Below are 15,517 nucleotides of genomic sequence, written 5' to 3'. Positions count from 1 at the left end.
ATTTAGCATCCTGTATATTGTGGTGTACGTTTTTGCATAAAGGCTTGTACGCCTTCACGATAGTCACTGCTACGCCCTGCTAAACGCTGTAAATCACGTTCTAAAATCAATTGCTCATCGAGGCTATTAGCTGCTGCAGCATGAATGGCTTTTTTAATCAATGACAAACCATAAGTGGGTTGTGTCGCTAAATGTTCTGCCAATTTGCTGGCTTCGGCTTTCAGTTTTTCGTCTTCAACCACTTGCCAAATCATGCCCAATTGTTGTGCTTGCTCAGCAGGAATCTTATCGCCAAGCATAGCCAAAGCCATTGCTTGCGCACGACCAACCAAACGTGGCAAAAACCATGTTCCACCCGAATCTGGAACTAAACCTAAACGACAAAAGGCTTGAATAAAGGATGCTGATTTTGCAGCCAGTACAATGTCACACGCCAAAGCAATGTTGGCGCCTGCACCCGCTGCTACACCATTCACTGCACACAGCACTGGTTTCGGCATTTCAGTAATCAGTTTGATCAGTGGGTTATAATACATTTCAATCGAGCGGCCTAAATCAGGTGCATCGGCATTTGGATCAACCACGCGGTCGCTTAAATCTTGTCCTGCACAAAAACCTCGACCTTCCGCAGAAATCACCACTGCACGAATCTCAGCATTTTTTGCCCATGCTTTGAGAACTCCTGAGACTTCTTGATGCATGATTTCATTAAAGCTATTGAGTTGCTTTGGACGATTAAACGTTAAATAACCGACTGCATTTTTTTCTTCGACAATAATTGTTTGGTAATCCATTACACACCTCTAAATGCGGGTTGTCTTTTTTCTAAGAAAGCTTGAATGCCTTCCTGACGATCTTGGGTTGCTGCCAACCACACAAAATGTTGACGCTCGAGTTTTAAACCCTGGCTTAGGGTCACTTCATGAATACTTTTTAGCGACTGTTTAATCACACGAATCGCCAAGGGTGCTTGCTTGGCAATTTTTTCTGCCAATTCAACGGCATATTGCACCGTTAAAGCTGTTGGGCAAATTTGACTGCTGATCCCGTGCTGAAATGCGGTCTGTGCACTGATCATTTCACCTGTCATCGCCCAGCGCATACATAATTGTTGACCGACCAATCGTGCCAAACGCTGTGTTCCACCTGCCCCGGGCAACATGCCTAAACCAATTTCTGGTAAAGCAAATTGTGCATTTTCACCACTCAACACAATGTCACCATGCAATGCCAATTCAAAACCTGCACCTAAGGCATAACCGTTGACGGCCATAATTAAAGGCTTTGAAAACTCATCAATCCGCTTCCACAACTGTGGTCGTTGATCCTGTTGAATGCTGACCACATCAAGTTGGGCAAGCTCATTCAAATCCGCACCTGCAGCAAAGCATTGTGAATGACCTGTAATCACGACTGCATGCACTTCACGGTCTGTATCTAAGGTTGTTAGATAATCCGCGAGCTCTTGCAATGTGGCATTGTTTAAGGCATTGCGTTTTTCAGGGCGATTCAGTTCAATGAGCACCACACCGGTTTTTGGAGAACTACTTTTTAGATATTGCATGTCCATACTTTCATTCCACACAGCGTTATTCATCAAAACTTAAGCGTACATTGGCAGTGGTTGGACGGGCTTGGCAGCTCAAGACATAACCTCTTGCAACTTCATCCTCTTCAAGGCTGTAATTGATGGCCATTTCGACTTCACCTTCAAGCACCTTACACTTACAGGTGGCACACACCCCACCTTTACAGGCATAAGGTAAGTCTGCACCTGCACGTAATGCGGCATCGAGGATGCTGTCATCTTGTTTTGATACCTCAATGATCAACTCACGACCATCTAAAATAATGTTGACCTTTTCTTCACTACGTTGCGCAACTTGTTGTGCTGATGCTTTTGTAGTCGTACCTGTATTAAAACGTTCTGTATGAATCTTGCTGCGCTCAATCCCTAGCGTTGGCAAAATTTCCTCAACGGCCGTCATCATCTCTTCTGGACCACAGGCAAAGCAGTGATCAGTATCTGTACGAATCAAACCGGCTTTGGCCAACTGCTGGAGCTTTTCAGTATCAATACGACCGTTAAAGATCTCGCTGTCATTCAATTCACGTGAAAAAATATTCACCAGTTGCAAACGCTGATGAAAGCGATCTTTAAGATCCATGATTTGTTCAGCAAACATGGTTTGTTTCCATGAACGATTGCCATAAACCAGTGTAAATGTGGCATCTTGCTGACGATTCAGCACTGATTTTACGATGGATAAAATTGGCGTAATTCCACTGCCTGCAGCAAAGCCTAAATAATGTTGTCCACCGACTTTTGCTGCTTTTTGGAAAAATACCCCTTGAGGTGGCATAACCTCTAACACATCCCCTTCTTTGAGATTTTCATTTGCCCATGTTGAAAATTGACCTTGATCAATTTTTTTAATGGCAATACTCATATCTTCTTGCACATCGCTACAAATCGAATAGCAACGACGAATTTCACCTTGCTCTGTGAGATGGCGAATAGTCAGGTGTTGACCTGGTTGATATTGAAACGCTGAGGTTTGTTCATCTTGCACAGCAAAAGAAATACAAATGGCATTTTCCGTTTGCGGCTGAATTGATTTAATGGTTAAGGGAATAAATTGACTCATTGTTAAAATCCTTCTTTTATTTTATTGCTGTGCTGTTCAGCGCACATCGATGTCCATTAGATTAAATACATTTAAAGTAATCAAAGGGTTCTAAGCAGTCTTGGCAGCGGTATAAGGCTTTACATGCAGTAGAACTAAACTCGCTTAACAGCTGTGTATTTACACTGCCACAATGTGGGCAAGCCACGCCATCCGTCAGCGCCACATGCGTACCACACAGATGAGATGAACCTTGTGGTGGTGCAATACCGTATTCACGTAGCTTTTCTTTACCTGATTCACTCATCCAATCCGTGGTCCATGCCTCAGATAAATCCACCACTACTTTGACAGGGTGAATGTCATGCGCCAACAACGCTGTTTTGATTTCGTCTTTGAGTAAATCAGTGGCAGGACAACCGCTATAGGTTGGTGTCAAACGCACCACAATCTCTTGGCTTGCATTGATTTCTACACCACGAATCATGCCCAAATCCAAGACCGATAACACCGGAATTTCTGGGTCAGACACCTGTTGTAAAATCTCCCAACATTGCTGCTCAACGTGTTGAATTCGGTTCATGTCACTCACTCCCTGTGAACGCTGTGATTACCACACCATCTCTGGATAGCTGCGTTGTAAATATTGCAACTCGGCAAGGACATAACCTAAATGTTCAGTATGCAAACCTTGCTTGGCTCCACTACGGTAGGCTCCCTCTTGTGGTAGTTGTAGCTCGAAACGCGTTAATTCCGATTGAATCAGTTCTAACCATTTCGCAGGCAATATTGTTAAGTCAGGAATAATGCCCACTTCCACCAATTGTTTTTCATCATTGGTCAGTGCAAATAGCTCTTCGGTAAAACGCCACAATTGATTTAAACCATGTTGCACCTTGTCATGCGCTTCTTGCGTACCCAGGCTTAAACGCTCCATCCAAGCTGTTGAAAAACGTTGGTGATATTTCACTTCTTTGAGAGACTTAATCGCAAAGGCAGACAGTTCGGCATTGTTGCTATTGCTTAACGCGGCAAATAACAAGGCATGATAATGATCCATTAACCATTGACGTACGATGGTCTGTGCAAAGTCGCCATTGGGTTGTTCACAGAGCAGTAAATTGCGATATTCACGCTCAGTTCGGAAGTACGCTAAACGATCTTCATCACGTCCTAAACCTTCAATACTCCCTGCCAGTGAAAGCGCAGTACGTGCCTGACCTAATAAGTCCAAGCCAATATTCGCAAGTGCAATATCAAGCTCAAGTTCAGGTGCATGGCCACACCATTCCGCTAAACGATGTGACAAAATCAGTTGGCTGTCACCAATGTGTAATAGAAATTCGGATAAAACTTTATTGGTCATGCTGTGATCCTCCAATTACATATGCTCAATGCCGTGTGGAATGTTGTAAAAGGTTGGATGACGGTAAACCTTATCCAAATGTGGTTCAAAAAACTCCGCTTTTTCATCTGGTTGTGAACAAGTAATTAACTCAGATTTGACCACCCAAATACTGATACCTTCGTTACGACGGGTATACACGTCACGCGCATTTTGTAAGGCTATTTCATCATCCGGTGCGCGTAAGCTACCCACATGTCGATGGCTTAAACCTTGTTTGCTACGTACGAAGACTTCGTATAAAGACCAATTGTTTTTGTTATCCATGATTAAACTTCCTGTATGTCATTGATGACTTAAATGCTTATGCAATTTTGCGCGTATCATTGAATTGCTGTTGTTTTTTGGCATAGCTTGCTGCTGCATCACGAACCCATTTGCCGCCTTCCCATGCTTTACGACGTGCTTCAATACGTTCATGGTTGCATGGACCTTTACCTGAGATCACATTAAAGAATTCAGTCCAATTCACTTCACCAAATTCATAATGACCGGTCTCTTCATTCCACTTCAGGTCTGGATCTGGCACAGTTAAACCAAGCTGTAAAACTTGTGGCACGGTGTTATCCACGAATTTTTGACGTAAGGCATCATTACTAAACAGCTTAATTTTCCAATTCATGCTTTGTTCACTGTTCGGTGAATTGTCATCACTTGGACCAAACATCATGAGTGCAGGCCACCAAAAACGATTGACTGCATCTTGCGCCATTTGTTTTTGTTCAGGTGTGCCTTCTGTTAAACGCATCATGGCTTCAAAGCCTTGACGTTGATGGAAACTTTCTTCTTTACAAATACGCACCATGGCACGTGCATAAGGACCATACGAGGTACGGCATAAAGCAACCTGATTGACAATCGCCGCGCCATCGACCAACCAACCAATGGCTGCGACATCTGCCCAACTTAAGGTTGGATAATTAAAGATTGATGAATACTTCATGCGACCTGCAATCAGTTTATCCATCATATCGTCACGATCTGCGCCTAAGGTCTCAGCTGCGCTATAGAGATATAACGCGTGACCTGCTTCGTCTTGTACTTTGGCAAGTAATACCGCTTTACGTTTTAAGGTGGGCGCACGGGTAATCCAATTGCCTTCTGGCAACATACCAATCACTTCAGAATGTGCATGTTGTCCAATTTGGCGAATTAAAGTTTTACGATAAGCGTCTGGCATCCAATCCTTTGGCTCAATCGATACATTATTGACAATGTTGTCATCAAATCTTTGTTGTTGCGTGTTCATGTTGTCTCACTTATCCCAAGTGTCGTTAGATTTAAATTAATACGATACAAAAATTAATTCAATTGATTTTTATTGGTATCATATAAATATTTTTAACATCTATTAATAAGATATTGTTTTTATTTAATTAATATTTTTTTCATACTAAAAAATAATTTTTTTAACAGGGAATTTGATTGACAATCTGTTTTTTTGAATGCAATTTATGAAACACATATTATAAATTTAATATTAACAACGTATCATAAATGGAGTTATATCGATGTTGGATCTTGAGCAAAATTCACAAGACAATACCATTTCAGTGGATGGCAAATATGAGCCATCGGAATCTTTACTGCGCTTAAGTTCATTGGTTCTTGGACAAGAACACGTTGCATCAGCAGACTTACGTACAGTATTTCACGCCATTTCAGGTCAAGCCATTTACCAAGTCAGTAGTCATGGCATTGACACTCAAGCCGTGGTGCAATATGCCAAAACGCATGGTTCAAGTGTTGGCAATTGGACCTTTCATCAACGTGCCAATGCATTAAAGCAAATTGCACAGTACTTATTGGAACGTAAAGAAGACTACTATGCCCTTGCCGCTGCAACGGGCTGTACACGTAAAGATGCGTGGATTGATATCGAAGGTGGTATCGGTACATTATTTGCCTACTCAAGTTTAGTCCGCCGTGAGCTGAGCGATGAAAAAGTTTGGATTGAAGATGATTTTATTCAACTGTCTAAACACGGTTCATTTGGTGCCAAGCATTTACTGAGTCCCAAAGCCGGCGTAGCAGTACATATCAATGCCTTTAACTTCCCGATTTGGGGCATGTTGGAAAAAATTGCACCGACATTATTGGCGGGTGTGCCGTGTATTGTAAAACCTGCAACAGAAGGTGCTCAGTTGACCCATGCAGTGGTGAAAGCCATTCATGAAAGTGGTTTCTTGCCTGAAGGTGCATTACAGCTGATCTGCGGTCAAACCTACGATCTCTTTGAACATTTAAATGAACAGGACACCGTGACATTTACTGGTTCTGCCTCAACGGGACAAAAATTACGTGCACATCCGCATTTAAATGCCTATTCCATTCCATTTAGTATGGAAGCGGATTCAGTCAACAGTGCCATCCTGACAACCCAAGCCTCAGATGAAAGCATTGATTTGTTTGTCCGTGAAATTTTCCGTGAAATGACCACCAAAGCCGGACAAAAATGTACCGCGATTCGCCGGGCATTTGTCCCTACGGCTTTATTAGAGAAGGTGCAACAGCGTTTGATTGAGAAGCTAAAAAAAGTCGTGTTGGGTGATCCAAGCCAAGAAGGTGTGACGATGGGTGCTTTGGCGAGCTATAAACAAAAGCTCGATGTTGCAGAAAAAGTCGAAATATTGGCACAAGATACTGACATTATTTTTGGCAGTCATTTACGCCAAGATATCACGGTAAATGGTGCATATCATGAAAAATCAGCCTTATATCCACCTACAGTCTTACTTTGCGGTCAACCACTTGATGCACAACACGTCCATCAGGTTGAGGCCTTTGGACCTGTGGTCACACTGATGCCGTATAGCACAGAAAGCGAGTTGGTAACCTTAGTCGCAAAAGGTGAAGGCAGTCTTGTGGCGTCCATTGTACGCAATGCGGATGAAAATATTGAAAGCTTAGTCGCAAAAATTGCACCATGGCACGGTCGCCTGCATATTCTAGATACCGAAAGTTCACGTGAAAGTACAGGTCATGGTTCCCCCCTACCACTTTTAGTCCATGGTGGTCCTGGTCGTGCAGGTGGCGGTGAAGAATTAGGGGGCTTACGTGCGGTGAAACACTATATGCAACGTACAGCACTGCAAGGCTCTCCAAATGTGTTGACCCAAATTGGTCATCGTTGGACAGCAGGTGCACAGGTCTTTGAAGATCGCGTGCATCCATTTAAAAAATCATTTGATGAACTGCGTATTGGTGAGCGTTTACTGACTGCACGACGCACCATTACCGAAGCAGATATCGTCAATTTTGGTGGTTTAAGTGGCGACTACTTCTATGCGCACATGGATAAAATTGCTGCGGCAGAATCATTATTTGGTGAACGCGTTGCGCATGGTTACTTTATTGTATCTGCAGCAGCCGGTTTATTTGTAGATGCCGCAGCAGGCCCTGTTATTGCCAATTACGGTATGGATAATTTACGTTTTGTAGAGCCGGTCAAAATTGGCGACACCATTCAAGTGGAACTGACCTGTAAGCAAAAAACACCAAAAACCTTGCGTGATCCAGAACAAAAACCTCACGGCGTGGTGGTGTGGGACATTAAAGTGAAAAACCAACGTGGTGAATTGGTTGCAACCTATGACATCTTAACGCTTGTTGAGCGTGATGTATAATTTCGACTCAACCAAAAAAGGAATCAATATGATTCCTTTTTTTTATTTCATAGATATATCTGTATCTTTTTTTGTAAATAGCATTGACGAATAATGAATTTCAACCTAAATTCGATTAATGATACTTTTTAAAACTAAAATAAATAATAAATGTATCAAATTTATTTCAATAATAGCTTTGCACAGGAAGTTGCAAAATGAATGACAAAACAATGGTTTTAGAAACAGTTGGTTGCATCAAGCAACCTGCCATTTTAATCAAAGTAGGAAGTTATATGGACATGAATAAAAGGAATTTCGCATGAATAATTCGCAAATAGAAATGAATACACCAGAACTTGCAATGGATATCCCCGAACAATCGAGGACACAGAAAATTGCTTTAGCAACCATCGTTGGTACCACCATCGAGTGGTATGATTATTTTATTTATGCTGCTGTTGCAGGTTTAGTTTTTAACCAACTTTTTTTTACACCTGCCGGACCTGCTTTCGGAACTCTATTAGTCTTCGCCTCGATTGGTATTAGTTTTATTTTCAGACCCTTTGGTGCCTTTATTGCAGGTTACTTTGGCGATAAGTTAGGACGTAAAGCTGTACTCGCTATGACTTTGCTTTTGATGGGTGGGACGACGACCATGATTGGTTTACTTCCAACCTATGAGAATATTGGTATCGCAGCTCCGATCATTTTAATTTTATTGCGTATTTTACAAGGTATTTCTGCAGGTGGTGAATGGGGTGGAGCTGTATTAATGGCTGTTGAACACGCTCCTACCAAAAAACGTGGCTTATTTAGTTCATTTCCACAGTTAGGTGTACCACTAGGCTTGTTACTTGCATCCTTTGTTCTAGTGATTATGACCGCTTATGTTTCTCCTGGTGACGCATTTTTAGAATGGGGATGGCGCGTACCATTTTTACTCAGTATTATTTTATTTGGTTTAGGCTATTGGATTCGTCGCTCAGTTGAAGAAAGTCCAGTGTTCGAACAATTAAAAGAGCGTAAAGGCACAGCAAAAAAACCAATACGGGAACTATTTTCTGAGTATAAAAAACTTATTTTAACAGCTTCCCTTCTTACTGCTGGTACAACTTCACTTGGTTATATGACAGCAGGCGGTTTCATTCAAAGTTTTACTACTAATCCAAATGGCATGGCATTAGATCGACCAACAATTTTGAGTTTAGTCTGTACTTCTGCAGTCATTTGGACATTCTTTACTTGGCTTTCAGCAGTCATGTCCGATAAATTTGGTCGAAAACCTATTTATATTTTAGGTTCAATCATCCAAATTTTAACTGCACTATTCTTATTCCCATTAGTTAGCACTGGTGAATATGTATACATTATGCTTGGTTTAGCAATACTCGCTATGGGAATTGGAATCACCTATGGTGTGCAAGCTGTTTATTATTCTGAACTCTTTCCTGCATCTATTCGATTCTCTGGTATTTCGATTACTTATGCACTGGGTTCAATCATTGGTGGTGCATTTGCTCCCCTGATTGCTGCAGCTTTAATCACTAAAGCTAACGGCATTTTCTTGGTAAGCACCTATCTGACGGTTATGGCTGTTATTGCTTTCATTGCAATCTGTGTACTTAAAGACCGCACAGGTATTACACTGGAACCAACCGATGAAGCTGAGAATGCACAAAAGAAATCGCCATTTATTTGGAAATAATCTAAGCGTTTAGATTTTTTAAATGACTTGTACATTATGTCATTAAAAATAAGACCTGACTCGGACTTTTCAATCCGAGTTTTTTCTTGACCGATGCTTATAAATTTCTGCATATATAAACAGTCAAAAGAATTATAAGGCTGACTAACTAAAAATGAATTATTTAAATTAATTATTTTCTGAATGCTAATTCTTCTTTTATTGATTTTAAGCTTATAAATCTTCATACCCAAGATCTTATCTAGAGTGCTTCTTTGTTTTTAAGCAATCTTAGTCTTGCAAAATAGCTTCGGAAATATGTTAAATATTGAATATGAATCACATTTCAATTTCAAACCCACTTATTTTCAACTCGCTCAGGTTATAATGATCGTCTCCCAAAATACGATTGATCTAATATGAGCACCTCCAATGACCCTTTACACGGCAAAAAACTTGCTGATATCTTGGATGAATTATTGGATTACTACGGCGGTTTTGAGGGCTTAAGCCGTAAAATTGAAATTAGATGTTTTTGTATAGATCCAAGCGTTAAATCATCACTACGATTCCTACGTACTACACCTTGGGCACGTGAAAAAGTAGAAAATTTATATTTGTATGTCTTACGCCAAAAAGCCAAACAGAAAGCATAACGATTAATACCTAAGCTAAATAATTTTGTATAGCAGTTCATGTTTTAATATAAAATAAAACTGCTGAATCCTTCTAGTTATTCCTTGAAAGCAGTATCTTCGTCTCAGATTTAATTTGATCCCTATTTATGAGCAATCCTTTTTCCCAGCATCCTCAAATTGGTGTAGTCACTACATTTTCTGAATTGATTCACAGTCATTTCGAAGGTCAAATGAATGCGCTTTGCTGGCAACGTAGCTTACAAGGTGACTTTAAAGAAGTAGTCAAAAAACTCGAACTGATTGAAAATATTACTGAAGTTTCTATAGATGATCTGATGGAATTAAAGCTTTCAGCGCAAGGTCATTTAGCTAGAGAAATCATTTTAAATGACATGCAACAATTAACAGCATTTGGTGCATCACCCTCGCTGAATTTGCTTAAATGTTATGAACGCGATGATGAATTCGATTTCATCTCAACCGATGTTTATTCTTTTCATGTTGATAGATCACCCATCGCTACCGATACCTTTTTATGTACGTATTATGGTGCTTCCAGTGATATTGTGCCAAATGATCAAGTCACACAAAAAATCTTAATTCCTGAAATACGAGATCAACTCAAAGCTTTATACGATGGCCCTGACTCAGAGTTTGATGACTTTTTAAAGGAATATTTTTTTGATTTACATTATCAACTCAAAAACAATGCTGTGCCTGTAAATTTAGGCAATGGTCATCTATGGCGTTTAGCGGTGGATCATCCTACACAGCCAGTTTTACCTTGTGTGCACCGCGCACCTGTTGAAAATGCAGGTGAATATCGGCTTATGCTGATTTGCTGATTTGCTGATTTGCTGATTTGCTGATTTGCTGATTTGCTGATTTGCTGATTTGCTGATTTGCTGATTTGCTGATTTTAAATATTGATAAATCCTGAGTCCATACGATCCATTCTGTCTAATGAATGAACCGTAATTGAGATCGAGCTGTATTAAGGCAGCGGTAAAGCACTGGCAGTAGCCAAATATCTGTTTGTGCTTGGTCGTATTGTACCTTGGCAAATGCAGATTCGAAATTGCTGACATTTTTAGCAAAAGTACTTTGTAAGGCCATCGAAATACCAACAGCTAAGCCTAGACGTATAAACGCCGTAAAATATAAAGACATGATTTTTCCCACTCATTTATTAAAAAAAAGTGGCGGGAAGGTTTTAGGTTATCCCGCCATTAGCGGGGCATAAACAGGAGGAGGTGTTTGCAGGAAGAGATCAGGCGCTTGATAAAGATTCTTCCAAACAAATTTTGGCGTATATTCAAAGCTCTGATGTGCAATAAAAAGAATCGCTTGTTAATTTTGCAGAATCAAATGCGTCATAGACGGCAAATGGTCTTGATGATCTTCACCGAGTTGCAGATCACTAGCGGTATTTTTGATTGGCTTGCTACTGGATTCATCAGATGCTTGATGCAACGAATGCTGTGGATTGGTTTCACTGCTGACGCATAAGGTATTTTGATGATGACCAAAATGATAGCTTTGAACAACTTGAGTTTGCTCTTCATGCACACAGAAAGCGGCTGCCACGTTCCAAAGGCTTTGGAACATGAATAATCCAACTAAGACTGTTATCCATGTCGCAGAACGCATATTGCATCAATCAAGAAAATTTTAACAATTATAAAGCTTGGAGTCGGTCGAAGGTCAAGTGAATCTTTGAATTTGTCTTAAAAATGGATTGCCATAGAGATATAACGTAACGCATTCGCTTTAATCCCCTGACACGGCACATTCTAAAAACAATCCATTGGTTCATGATTACGATTTTTATCAGCGAAACTTTTTTAATTTAGTTCTGAATCATTCTTCAACTTAGCTTTTCTTGTCACCACTATGCCGCAGAGCACCACCAATGTCGTAACACCTAAAGATAATGAAGTTTCATAACTGTAGGCTGGAGATAAAAACATATAGATGAGCACACTTAAGATCACCAAAATGACTGCCCATGTCAGCCATGGAAATAGCCACATTTTAAACGCAACCTCAGTTCCATTTTTTTCGATTTGTGTTCTTAATTTAAGCTGTGAAAATGCAATCACTAAATAAACCAATAAGGCAATTGAACCTGTTGTGGACAGTAAAAATCCAAATACTTGGCCTGGAAATAAATAATTGACTGCACAGCAAATTAAGCCCACTACAGACGATGCCAATACTGCAATTGCAGGCACACCAGAGGCATTAATTGATGTGACCCATTGAGGTGCTTCTTTGCGTGTCCCCAATGAAAATAGCATCCTTGATGAACTATAAAGTGCAGCATTCATACAACTTGCAACCGCAATAAAGACTACACTATCAATAATCAATTTTGATTGAGGGACATTTAAACTGACCAAGACATATTGGAAAGTGCCTAATTGTTGTAATTGTGGTGAACGCCAATCTACCAGTGCAACCGTTATAAAAATTGAAACCACAAAAAATAAGATGACCCGATACAGTACTAAATTGGTTGCGCGTTTAATTTTTTGCTCAGGATCTTTTGATTCTGCTGCAGCGATCGATAAGATTTCAACACCAAAGAATGAAAATGCTGAAATCAATATTGCTGAAAGTACACCACCCAGGCCATTTGGCATAAATCCATCATTTTTAAATAGATTTTCTACACCACTTACATTAGGTGCTAAGGGCCAAAACCCCAATATGGCGGTGAGTCCAATGCCGATAAAAATTACAATAGCCAAGACTTTTATCAGAGAAAACCAAAATTCAAACTCACCAAAACTCCGAGTACTAAAAAAGTTCGCTAAACTGAGAAGCACAATAAAGAATGTCGCAAATACAGCACTTGATATTGAAGGAAACCATGCATGCAGAATTTCTGCACCAGCGATTGCTTCAATTGGAATAACTAAAACCCAAAACCACCAATATAACCATCCGATGGTAAAGCCCGCCCAAGGCCCAATGGCTTTTCTTGCATAGGTTGAAAATGAGCCGGTGTCAGGTTGAGCTACAGCCATTTCTCCCAACATTCGCATGATTAAAAAAACCAAAATACTGGTAGTAATATAAGCAAGAACGGCGGCAGGCCCTGCTTTTGCAATCGCAGCAGATGATCCAACAAACAGTCCAGCACCAATTACACCACCAATACTGATCATTGTAATATGCCGATTAGATAGCCCTGCACCCAGTTTTGCAGTTGAATTATGTGTGGCTAAGCTATCATCATGCATCGATTAGATTCCCTGTCTGCACGGTCAGTCGTACAAATCATTATTTCCAAGATCATTAGGAATAAAAAAGGGAAAACGCTGTGTTCTCCCTTGTTTTGTAACAATTTAATCTAGAAAATGAGTTTTTCATAGTTCTAATCAAAACTTTAAGATGCAGCTTAATACCATTTTTTCATCTAATTCACTGTTATTACTTATATAATTTATATTTATTTAAAAACTTATTTGACCATTTTCTAGATACAAAATATGGGCTTTTAAATAATCTAACTCATCGCCATGATGCGTAACATATATCATCGGCAGCGCCAACTGTTCTTTCACCGTGTTTAAAAATGGCAATATTTGATCTTTCAGCCTGCGGTCCAGTCCTGTCAGCGGTTCATCTAACAGCAGTAAGTCAGGCTGTGACAGCAATGCGCGTCCTATGGAAACGCGCTGCGCCTCACCGCCAGAAAGTTCATGCGCCCGCCGTTTGAGCAGTGGCTGTAACTCAAGCAGATTAATCACTTGCTCAAATTTAAATTTCGCATTTTCCTGAGCGCCTAAGTTCTCCGCATATTGCAGATTTTGCTGCACATTCATATGCGGAAAAAGCCATGCTTTTTGAAAAATCAGCGCTATATGGCGTTTATGCATCGGCACGTTAATCTTCTGCGCCGTATCGAACACATCACGCTGATTCAGCGATATATAACCTTGCTGCGGCTGCAGCAAACCAACCAAATTTTTCAGCAGCGTAGACTTGCCGCTGCCTGATGGCCCCATAATGCCAAGCAGCTGTTCTTGCATCTGCAGCCGAGCCTGCAATTGAAAATCTGCATATTGAAACTGAAAATCACACTGAAGCATGGCCGGCTCCGAGTTTTCGCTGATAGCGCTGTAAAATATAATAATTGGCAATCAATGCGCCAAAAGCCGCCAGCAGTGAAAGGATCACTAAACGCATTGCGGATTCTTCGCCATTGGGCTGCTGTATCAGCGAATAGATAGCAATTGGAATGGTTCGGGTTTCATCAGGAATATTACCCACAAAGGTAATGGTTGCGCCAAATTCGCCTAAACTTCGGCTAAATCCTAAAATACTGCCGATTAAAATGCCCGGCAATGCCAGCGGCAGGCTAATTGATGCAAATACCCGTAACGGATGCGCGCCTAGTGAGCCTGCAACCTGCTCCAGCTGCTGATTAATCATTTGAAAAGACAAACGGATCGGCTGCACAATCAGGGGAAATGACACAATCATGGATGCTAAAACGGCGCCTTTCCAATTAAAAGCCAGTTGAATGCCCCATTCATTGAGCAGCTTGCCGATCCAGCCATTTGAACCAAACAGCACCAATAGCAGATAACCTAAAACCACCGGCGGCAGCACCATCGGCATTTGTAACAGCGCTTCGACTAAAAATTTCAAATGAAACTCATAGCGCGCCAGCACCCAAGCCAGCCCAATAGCAAATGGCAAGCAAAATACAGTGGCGCAAACGGCAACCTTAGCCGACAGAAACAAGGCGCTCCACTCTTCTGGGCTGAGCATGCTTTAGCCTTTCACACCAAAGCCATAATGCTTAAAAAGCATTTTGCTTTGCGCATGGTCTTTAAGATAACGGTAAAACTTCACGGCCTCAGGTTTAGCTGCGCCTTGATGTGTTAAAGCCAATGGATAAATGATCGGTTGATGAGTATGATTTGGAAAAATCCCGGCTATTTTAACTTTAGAACTGATCAGCGCATCGGTACGGTAAACAATCCCCACTTGGCACTCACCGCGTTCAACAAAAGCCAAAGCCGATCGTACATCATCTGTCCCGACAATCCTTCCATTCAAACTTGATAGCCAGCCCAACTTGGTTAGGCTTTGTTTGGCATATTTTCCAGCAGGTACAGACTCCATTTGCCCTGTACATAAGTGACCTTTGAATGCCTTGGCAAAATTAAACTGCGGCACGGCTTTAAATTGCATATTCACCGCTTTAGGCGTAATCAGCACCAAATCATTGCTTAGCATGTTGAATACTTGCTTTGCAGGTATTTTCTGTTTTTGCACCAAATAATTCATCCAGTCCACATCTGCTGAAAAATACAAATCACTTGGCGCACCGGCTTCAATCTGTTTGGCTAAAGCAGATGACGCGCCAAATACCGGTACAATTTTGATGTCTGGATTCTGTGCCTGATATTGCTTTGCAATATCGCTGATAGCATTGCTTAAACTGGCTGCAGCATAAATTTTGACTGTTTCCGCCTGAGATGCGCCAGCAATGAAGCTCAGTCCTAGTGCTAAAATAAATTTGAATCGCATAGCAA

Annotated in this window: 17 protein-coding genes; 4 read left to right on the top strand and 13 right to left on the bottom strand. The window is 40.9% G+C overall.

All coding sequences use genetic code 11. The features are described 5' to 3' along the window. Positions 1–2 precede the first annotated feature (2 nt). The 7 genes from paaG to paaA form a co-directional block, all read right to left on the bottom strand. Complete coding sequence (gene paaG, locus LXF01_RS08610; RefSeq protein ID WP_180084975.1) at positions 3–794, bottom strand: 2-(1,2-epoxy-1,2-dihydrophenyl)acetyl-CoA isomerase PaaG; 792 nt, start codon at positions 792–794, stop codon at positions 3–5. Continuing rightward, positions 794–1,564: an enoyl-CoA hydratase-related protein gene (locus LXF01_RS08605; RefSeq protein WP_233945446.1), complete on the bottom strand. Its 771-nt coding sequence runs from the start codon at positions 1,562–1,564 to the stop codon at positions 794–796. Before LXF01_RS08605 ends, paaG begins: the two co-directional genes overlap by 1 nt. A gap of 25 nt (positions 1,565–1,589) precedes the next feature. Beyond that, the gene (paaE, locus tag LXF01_RS08600) at positions 1,590–2,648 is read right to left on the bottom strand and encodes a 1,2-phenylacetyl-CoA epoxidase subunit PaaE (RefSeq protein WP_233943990.1); all 1,059 of its coding nucleotides are present in this window, start codon (positions 2,646–2,648) and stop codon (positions 1,590–1,592) included. Between the two features lie 61 nt (positions 2,649–2,709). Then, entirely contained in the window at positions 2,710–3,210 is a 501-nt protein-coding gene (paaD, locus tag LXF01_RS08595; RefSeq protein ID WP_180084976.1) for a 1,2-phenylacetyl-CoA epoxidase subunit PaaD, read from the bottom strand. A 27-nt stretch (positions 3,211–3,237) separates the two neighbouring features. Beyond that, positions 3,238–3,993 (bottom strand): 1,2-phenylacetyl-CoA epoxidase subunit PaaC, encoded by a 756-nt coding sequence (gene paaC, locus LXF01_RS08590; protein ID WP_180035204.1) that lies wholly within the window; start codon positions 3,991–3,993, stop codon positions 3,238–3,240. 15 nt (positions 3,994–4,008) lie between these two features. Beyond that, a complete protein-coding gene (gene paaB / locus LXF01_RS08585) occupies positions 4,009–4,299 on the bottom strand; it encodes a 1,2-phenylacetyl-CoA epoxidase subunit PaaB (protein WP_078193737.1) in 291 nt (96 codons plus the stop codon). A 37-nt stretch (positions 4,300–4,336) separates the two neighbouring features. Continuing rightward, a complete protein-coding gene (gene paaA, locus LXF01_RS08580) occupies positions 4,337–5,281 on the bottom strand; it encodes a 1,2-phenylacetyl-CoA epoxidase subunit PaaA (protein ID WP_233943982.1) in 945 nt (314 codons plus the stop codon). 262 nt (positions 5,282–5,543) lie between these two features. Between paaA and paaZ the strand changes: the two genes are divergently transcribed. From paaZ to LXF01_RS08560, 4 genes are all read left to right on the top strand, one after another. Continuing rightward, on the top strand, positions 5,544–7,658 hold the full coding sequence (gene paaZ / locus LXF01_RS08575) for a phenylacetic acid degradation bifunctional protein PaaZ (RefSeq protein ID WP_233943969.1): 2,115 nt from the start codon (positions 5,544–5,546) through the stop codon (positions 7,656–7,658). A gap of 301 nt (positions 7,659–7,959) precedes the next feature. Then, positions 7,960–9,345, top strand: coding sequence for an MFS transporter (locus LXF01_RS08570; protein ID WP_233943956.1), 1,386 nt, complete (start codon positions 7,960–7,962; stop codon positions 9,343–9,345). Between the two features lie 398 nt (positions 9,346–9,743). Further along, positions 9,744–9,980 (top strand): VF530 family DNA-binding protein, encoded by a 237-nt coding sequence (locus LXF01_RS08565; protein WP_180008158.1) that lies wholly within the window; start codon positions 9,744–9,746, stop codon positions 9,978–9,980. 128 nt (positions 9,981–10,108) lie between these two features. Next, positions 10,109–10,807: a DUF1826 domain-containing protein gene (locus LXF01_RS08560; RefSeq protein WP_233943947.1), complete on the top strand. Its 699-nt coding sequence runs from the start codon at positions 10,109–10,111 to the stop codon at positions 10,805–10,807. Between the two features lie 115 nt (positions 10,808–10,922). On the opposite strand, the gene LXF01_RS08555 is transcribed toward LXF01_RS08560, so the two are convergent. From LXF01_RS08555 to modA, 6 genes are all read right to left on the bottom strand, one after another. After that, positions 10,923–11,132 (bottom strand): hypothetical protein, encoded by a 210-nt coding sequence (locus LXF01_RS08555; RefSeq protein ID WP_180129784.1) that lies wholly within the window; start codon positions 11,130–11,132, stop codon positions 10,923–10,925. Positions 11,133–11,312: 180 nt separating this feature from the next. Next, positions 11,313–11,612, bottom strand: coding sequence for a cation efflux protein, CzcI-like (locus LXF01_RS08550; RefSeq protein ID WP_442781331.1), 300 nt, complete (start codon positions 11,610–11,612; stop codon positions 11,313–11,315). Between the two features lie 194 nt (positions 11,613–11,806). Then, positions 11,807–13,210 carry an amino acid permease gene (locus tag LXF01_RS08545; RefSeq protein ID WP_233943934.1) on the bottom strand — a complete coding sequence of 468 codons (1,404 nt, stop codon included), beginning with the start codon at positions 13,208–13,210 and terminating at the stop codon, positions 11,807–11,809. A gap of 213 nt (positions 13,211–13,423) precedes the next feature. Then, a complete protein-coding gene (locus tag LXF01_RS08540; RefSeq protein ID WP_180172003.1) occupies positions 13,424–14,062 on the bottom strand; it encodes an ATP-binding cassette domain-containing protein in 639 nt (212 codons plus the stop codon). After that, complete coding sequence (gene modB / locus LXF01_RS08535) at positions 14,049–14,747, bottom strand: molybdate ABC transporter permease subunit (protein WP_180009449.1); 699 nt, start codon at positions 14,745–14,747, stop codon at positions 14,049–14,051. The genes LXF01_RS08540 and modB overlap by 14 nt, the downstream gene beginning before the upstream one ends. 3 nt (positions 14,748–14,750) lie before the next feature. Beyond that, on the bottom strand, positions 14,751–15,512 hold the full coding sequence (modA, locus tag LXF01_RS08530; RefSeq protein WP_180172002.1) for a molybdate ABC transporter substrate-binding protein: 762 nt from the start codon (positions 15,510–15,512) through the stop codon (positions 14,751–14,753). Positions 15,513–15,517: the final 5 nt, after the last annotated feature.

The organism is Acinetobacter sp. SH20PTE14 (assembly GCF_021391555.1).
GTDB lineage: Bacteria > Pseudomonadota > Gammaproteobacteria > Pseudomonadales > Moraxellaceae > Acinetobacter > Acinetobacter amyesii.
Note: the sequence above shows the minus strand (reverse complement) of the source record. Positions and strands in the feature narration are given on the sequence as shown.

What these genes read in the sequence shown, in the direction of transcription:
- LXF01_RS08540 (WP_180172003.1), bottom strand. Translation starts at nt 14,062, where the DNA reads ATGCTTCAGTGTGATTTTCAGTTTCAATATGCAGATTTTCAATTGCAG.
- LXF01_RS08550 (WP_442781331.1), bottom strand. Translation starts at nt 11,612, where the DNA reads ATGCGTTCTGCGACATGGATAACAGTCTTAGTTGGATTATTCATGTTC.
- LXF01_RS08560 (WP_233943947.1), top strand. Translation starts at nt 10,109, where the DNA reads ATGAGCAATCCTTTTTCCCAGCATCCTCAAATTGGTGTAGTCACTACA.
- paaE (WP_233943990.1), bottom strand. Translation starts at nt 2,648, where the DNA reads ATGAGTCAATTTATTCCCTTAACCATTAAATCAATTCAGCCGCAAACG.
- modA (WP_180172002.1), bottom strand. Translation starts at nt 15,512, where the DNA reads ATGCGATTCAAATTTATTTTAGCACTAGGACTGAGCTTCATTGCTGGC.
- paaC (WP_180035204.1), bottom strand. Translation starts at nt 3,993, where the DNA reads ATGACCAATAAAGTTTTATCCGAATTTCTATTACACATTGGTGACAGC.
- LXF01_RS08570 (WP_233943956.1), top strand. Translation starts at nt 7,960, where the DNA reads ATGAATAATTCGCAAATAGAAATGAATACACCAGAACTTGCAATGGAT.
- LXF01_RS08555 (WP_180129784.1), bottom strand. Translation starts at nt 11,132, where the DNA reads ATGTCTTTATATTTTACGGCGTTTATACGTCTAGGCTTAGCTGTTGGT.
- LXF01_RS08545 (WP_233943934.1), bottom strand. Translation starts at nt 13,210, where the DNA reads ATGCATGATGATAGCTTAGCCACACATAATTCAACTGCAAAACTGGGT.
- modB (WP_180009449.1), bottom strand. Translation starts at nt 14,747, where the DNA reads ATGCTCAGCCCAGAAGAGTGGAGCGCCTTGTTTCTGTCGGCTAAGGTT.
- LXF01_RS08605 (WP_233945446.1), bottom strand. Translation starts at nt 1,564, where the DNA reads ATGCAATATCTAAAAAGTAGTTCTCCAAAAACCGGTGTGGTGCTCATT.
- paaA (WP_233943982.1), bottom strand. Translation starts at nt 5,281, where the DNA reads ATGAACACGCAACAACAAAGATTTGATGACAACATTGTCAATAATGTA.
- paaZ (WP_233943969.1), top strand. Translation starts at nt 5,544, where the DNA reads ATGTTGGATCTTGAGCAAAATTCACAAGACAATACCATTTCAGTGGAT.
- paaG (WP_180084975.1), bottom strand. Translation starts at nt 794, where the DNA reads ATGGATTACCAAACAATTATTGTCGAAGAAAAAAATGCAGTCGGTTAT.
- paaB (WP_078193737.1), bottom strand. Translation starts at nt 4,299, where the DNA reads ATGGATAACAAAAACAATTGGTCTTTATACGAAGTCTTCGTACGTAGC.
- paaD (WP_180084976.1), bottom strand. Translation starts at nt 3,210, where the DNA reads ATGAACCGAATTCAACACGTTGAGCAGCAATGTTGGGAGATTTTACAA.
- LXF01_RS08565 (WP_180008158.1), top strand. Translation starts at nt 9,744, where the DNA reads ATGAGCACCTCCAATGACCCTTTACACGGCAAAAAACTTGCTGATATC.